At 70.3% G+C, this 5541-nt stretch carries 6 protein-coding genes; all 6 read left to right on the top strand.

The annotated features are described in order from the left end of the window. Positions 1-1094 (top strand): xanthine dehydrogenase family protein molybdopterin-binding subunit (locus RMO85_RS19450; RefSeq protein WP_397204403.1); only part of this gene is annotated, 1094 nt, incomplete at its 5' end. After that, positions 1091-1945, top strand: coding sequence for a xanthine dehydrogenase family protein subunit M (locus tag RMO85_RS19445; RefSeq protein WP_310530362.1), 855 nt, complete (start codon positions 1091-1093; stop codon positions 1943-1945). The genes RMO85_RS19450 and RMO85_RS19445, both read left to right, overlap by 4 nt. A 4-nt stretch (positions 1946-1949) precedes the next feature. Further along, positions 1950-2612: an SRPBCC family protein gene (locus tag RMO85_RS19440; protein ID WP_310530361.1), complete on the top strand. Its 663-nt coding sequence runs from the start codon at positions 1950-1952 to the stop codon at positions 2610-2612. A 76-nt stretch (positions 2613-2688) separates the two neighbouring features. Beyond that, on the top strand, positions 2689-3177 hold the full coding sequence (locus RMO85_RS19435) for a hypothetical protein (RefSeq protein ID WP_310530360.1): 489 nt from the start codon (positions 2689-2691) through the stop codon (positions 3175-3177). Positions 3178-3232: 55 nt separating this feature from the next. Further along, on the top strand, positions 3233-4990 hold the full coding sequence (locus RMO85_RS19430; protein WP_310530359.1) for a DUF2207 domain-containing protein: 1758 nt from the start codon (positions 3233-3235) through the stop codon (positions 4988-4990). 49 nt (positions 4991-5039) lie between these two features. Then, positions 5040-5541, top strand: a 502-nt coding sequence (locus RMO85_RS19425; protein ID WP_310530358.1) for a LemA family protein, incomplete at its 3' end; no start/stop codon positions are given.

Raw genomic sequence — 5541 nt, 5'->3', positions numbered from 1 at the left:
CCTTCACCGAGATGTGTGGCCTCGCGCCCAGCCGGGTGCTCGGCAGCCTCAACTACGGCGCCGGCGGCTGGGAGCACGCCAGCGTAAGGATGCTCGCGACCGGCAAGGTCGAGGTCATCACGGGTGCGTCCGCCCACGGGCAGGGCCACGAGACCGCGTTCAGCCAGATCGTCGCCGACCGGCTCGGGGTGGCGTTCGAGGACGTCGAGGTGCTGCACGGCGACACCCAGATCGCGCACAAGGGCCTGGACACCTACGGCTCGCGCTCCCTCGTGGTCGGTGGCGAGGCACTCGTCAAGGCCGCCGACAAGGTGGTCGAGAAGGCCAAGGTGATCGCGGCGCACCTGCTGGAGGCGAGCATCGACGACATCGAGTTCGGCGCCGGCCGCTTCAGCGTCAGGGGCACCGACCAGGGACTGGCGATGGCGGAGATCGCGATGGCGACCTTCGCGGCCCACAACCTGCCCGACGGGGTGGAGCCGAGCATCGACAGCGATGCGACGTACGACCCGGTCAACTTCAACTATCCGCACGGCACGCACCTGTGTGCCATGGAGGTCGACACCGAGACCGGTGGCGTGCTGATGCGCAAGTACGTCTGCGTCGACGACATCGGCAACATCATCAACCCGATGATCGTCGAGGGTCAGGTGCACGGTGGGCTGGCGCAGGGGATCGCGCAGGCATTGTGGGAGGAGGCGGTGTACGACGACGCCGGAACCCTCGTCTCGGGCTCGTTCGTCGACTACCTGCTGCCCACCTCGGCCGACACGATCAGCTTCGACGTCGGCCACACCACCACCGCCTCGACCACCAACACGCTCGGCACCAAGGGCGTCGGCGAGGCCGGCACCATCGCGTCGACGCCGGCCGTGGTCAACGCGGTGGTCGATGCCGTGAGGCAGTTCGGGGTCAACGACATCCAGATGCCGTGTACCCCCGAACGGGTCTGGCGAGCGATCCACGCCGGCGACGGCGCCAGCACGACCGAAGGTGCGGCGGCTCCGCACTTCGCCGAAGGCGAGGCAAACCAGCAGAGCGCGGAGGAGAACGGGATGCAAGGCACCGACCGCACGGATGGAGCGAGCCAGTGATTCCGGTCCAGTTCGACTACCTGGCCCCGACCAGCGTCGAGGAAGCCTTGGCTGCGCTGGCCGAGCACGGAGACGATGCCAAGCTCATCGCGGGTGGCCAGAGCCTGCTGCCGGTGCTGCGCATGCGGCTCAACGCGCCCGAGGTGGTGATCGACCTCGGCGGCATCGCCGGGCTGCGCGGGATCCGGGAGGACGGCGACGCCCTGGTCATCGGCGCGATGACCACGCACCACGACGTGCTCAACGACCCGCTGGTCAAGGAGCACGCGTTGCTGATCGTGCGGGCAGAGCACCAGCTGGCCGACGCCCAGATCCGCCACCGCGGCACGTTCGGAGGGGCGCTCGCGCACGCCGACCCCGCCGGCGACCTGGGGGCGCCTGCGCTCGCGCTCGGCGCGGAGTTCGTGATCACCGGGCCCGGGGGCTCGCGCACTGTGCCCGCGGATGAGTTCTTCGTCGACCTCTTCGAGACGGCGATCGGCGAGGGCGAGCTGTTGACCGAGATCCGGGTGCCGAAGTTCACCGGCTGGGGTGCGCACTACGAGAAGTTCGTCCGTGTCGCTCACCAGTGGCCGATCGTCGCGGTAGCGGCTGCGGTCAAGGTGGACGGTGGCACCATCACCGAGGCCCGGGTCGGGCTGACCAACATGGGCTCGACCCCGATCCGCGCCCGCGCCGTGGAAGCGGCCCTGGTCGGTCAACCGGCGACCGAGGACGCCGTCGGCACGGCCGCAGCGCTCGCCACCGAGGGCACCAACCCGCCGTCGGACCTCAACGGCGCCGCCGACTACCGCAGCCACCTGGCGCAGGTCCTGACCCGGCGCGCGGTGCTTGCGGCCGCGGGGGCGTGAGCCGATGGAGCTGAGCCACCAGTTCACGGTGCCGACCGGCGTGGAGGAGACGTGGGCCCACTTCGAGGACATCGCATCGGTGGCCGAGTGCTTCCCCGGCGCGCAGGTGACCTCGGCGGAGGGTGACTCGTTCGCGGGCTCGGTCAAGGTCAAGCTCGGCCCGATCGCTCTGGTCTACAACGGGACCGGCACCTTCGTGGAGAAGGACGAGGACGCCAAGCGCTTCGTCGTGGACGCGAACGGCAAGGACCGGCGAGGCAACGGCACGGCAGGGGCCCACGTCACCGTGACCATGACCGAGTCGGGCACCGCCACCGACGTGTCGGTCGACACCGACCTCGCGATCACCGGGAAGCCGGCCCAGTTCGGACGCGGCGTCATGCAGGACGTCTCGGACAAGCTGCTGGGACAGTTCGTGGCCTGCCTGGAGGCGCGGTTGACGGCGCCCGCTACGGCAGAGCCCCCGAGCGGTGGACCAGCAACCGAATCGGTGCGCGAAGGCGTTGCCGGGTCACCGCCCACTGCGCCGACCCCGATCCGCTCGCCCGAGCCCGAGACGCTCGACCTGGGCAGCGCTGTCCTGCCGATCCTTGCCAAGACCTACTGGAAGCCAGCCCTCGGCGTGCTCGTGGCCCTGGCCGTCCTGTGGAGGCTCGTCAGGCGTTGAGCGGGAACGGGCGCGCGGCCTGGTGCGTCTGACCGGTGTGGAACAGTGGTTGCTCACCGACCGTGGAGGACCGAAGATGTCGCGCTCTACGCCTGCCCCTACCCTCGCGGCGAGCCGGGTGCTGGTCGCCGGACTGGCCGTGGTGCTGGTCGGGGTGCTGGCCGGCTGCGGGAGCGGGGCCGGCGACTCCACCGGCGACTCCACCGCGACTACCGGGACCTCGTCCCTCGAGCTCAGCGTCCCGGCCGCTCAGACCGGCCGCTGCATGGCCCCCAACGTGGACAACCTGCAGGCCCAGGACACCGCGTTCGAGGGCGTGGTCACCGCGGTCGCCGATGGCATCGCGACGCTCGAGGTGACCCAGTCGTTCAAGGGCAAGGACGTCGAGACGGTCACCGTGGCCGCGCCCAGCGAGGACCTCCAGGATCTGGTGCTCGCGGTCGACTTCGAGCAGGGCGAGACCTACCTCATCAGCAGCCTCGACGGCCGGGTCTCGGTCTGCGGGCTGAGCGGGCCGACCGACGACCTGCTCCTCGGCCTCTACCAGCAGGCCTACACCGGCTGAACGAGGTCGCGCCCCTGTGCGTGTCGCTCGGCGGACACCCCTAGGCTCAGCGACCATGAAGCGACTGGTCGCCACGCTGATCGCGTTCGGCCTGTTGTCGCTCGCCATCGCCTTCCCCGCGCTGCTGTGGGACCGCTCCGGTGCGCAGGAGGTCGACGAGCCGACCAGCATCTCGTCCTACCTCGCCGACTTCACCCTCGACGCCGATGGCGATCTTCGTGTGGTCGAGACGATCACCGTGGAGTTCCCGGCGTACGGCGACAGGCACGGCATCTTCCGGTTCTGGGACCGCTTCGACCCCAACGCCCCGCGGCTGCGCCGCGAGCCGCACGACGTGACCGTCCTGCGGGACGGGGCGTCCGAGCCGTTCGAGCTGGAGACACGAGAGCGTGGCCGCTTCGACGTGGCCAGGATCGGCTCGGCGTCCGCAACGGTCGAGGGGTCGCACACCTATCAGATCTCCTACCGGATCGACGACGTGCTGCTCCCCGCAACCGACGGGTCGCGCCTCTACTGGAACCTCGTCCCGGGCGGCTGGCTGCAGGAGATCGACAGCGCCCGGTTGCTCGTCCACCTGCCAGCGGATGCGGGCGACGTGCAGTGCGCGCGCGGGGTCGGCGCGGTCGGTGGCTGCGAGGCCCGTGGCGAGGGCGGCCGCACCCTCGAGGCCGAGGTCGCGGATCTGGTCGCCAACACGCCGATCACCATCTCCACGACCCTGCCGATCCCCGCGCCCGCCCCCGCCGACGTGCGACCGTGGTCGTTGAGGTGGGAGCCGGTGCTGGGGCCCGGCCTTCTGGGCGTGCTCCTCGTCCTGGGTGCCAGCGTCGTGTCCGCGGTCGTGGCCCTGCGCGCAGTCCGCAACGCCCACGAGCCGAAGCCGTCGTATCCGCTGCTCTATGCACCGCCGAAGGGCGTCGGCCCGGCCCAGGGGCAGTACGTCCTCACCGAGCAGGTGCAGCAGACCGCCTTCATCGCGACGCTGATGGAGGCAGCCGAGAAGGGCGCCATCGACCTCGACCGCGCCGTCGACGGCTGGCAGATCCGGGGCCTGGGCGAGCCGCGCTCCGGGCCGCTCGATGACGTGACGCGCAGGACCACCGAGCTGCTCGGCGTCACCGGGCAGGGCTCGTTCAAGGCGGATCCCCAGGACCTCGAGGCGGGGAGGATGCTCCTGTCGGCCAGGACCGAGTCGACCGACGCCATCCGGGAGTGGGCCCGCACCGAGGGCCTGATCACGTCGGCCGGGCTGGGCAGTGCGGGTGGCGCGGCCGTCATCGTCACGGCCGTGCTCAGTGGGCTCATCCTCGTCTTCAACCCCGTGGACATCTCGCTCCTGGCCCTCGTCCCGGGCGCCTTCTTCGCGTGCGGCCTGTGGCTCCTGGCTCCCGGTTCCGGGACCAAGCGCACCGCGCAGGGGCGTGAGCTGTGGTCGCAGCTCGGTGGCTTCCGACGCGTGCTCTCGACCCCCTCGAGCCAGCTGCGGTTCGAGTTCGCGGGGCGCAAGGAGCTCTACACGGCCTACCTGCCGTGGGCGGTGGCCTTCGGCGTGGCCGACGAATGGGCGAACAAGTACCGCACCGAGATCGGCAGTGAGCCGCCCGTGCCCGCCTACTTCGCCAGCGGCTACACCGGCATGCACACCGGCAACCACGTCAACCAGATGGTCACCGACTTCGACAGCACCGTCGACGGCGCGATCTCCTCCTACCAGGCCAGCCAGCGTCCGCAGTCCTCCGGGAGCGGTGGCTTCTCCGGAGGCGGCTTCTCCGGTGGTGGCGGAGGGGGCGGGGGCGGTGGTGGCTCGTGGTGAGCACACGGTCCGACAGACTGTTCACGACCTCCAACGAAAGGCCCGTCCCATGTCCCTCGCCCTGATCCTCGTCGCGGTGATCATCATCGCGGTGATCCTCGTCGTGGCCCTCGTCGGCTTCGTGATCTCCGGCTTCAACAAGCTCCGCCGCGCCGACATCGCCGCCCAGGAGGCCATCGGTGGCATCGACGTCCAGCTGACGCGGCGCGCCGAGCTGGTCCCCAACCTGGTCGAGACGGTCAAGGGATACGCCGCACACGAGAAGGACGTCCTGGAGGCGGTCACCAGCGCCCGGGCCGGCGTGCAGTCGGCCGCTGCCGGCAACGACGTCGCTGCCAAGGCTGCCGCCGACGCGGCGCTGACCGGCGCACTGGTGCGACTCAACGCTGTCGCCGAGGCCTACCCGGATCTGAAGGCCAACACCAACTTCCTCGACCTGCAGCGCCAGCTCGCGGAGATCGAGGGTCAGCTGGCCTTTGCCCGGCAGTACTACAACGACGCCGTCGCCAGCCTCAACAACCTCACCCAGACCATTCCGTGGATGCTGTTCA

The organism is Nocardioides sp., assembly GCF_031422975.1.
In the GTDB taxonomy this organism is placed as follows: Bacteria; Actinomycetota; Actinomycetes; order Propionibacteriales; family Nocardioidaceae; genus Nocardioides.
Note: the sequence above shows the minus strand (reverse complement) of the source record. Positions and strands in the feature narration are given on the sequence as shown.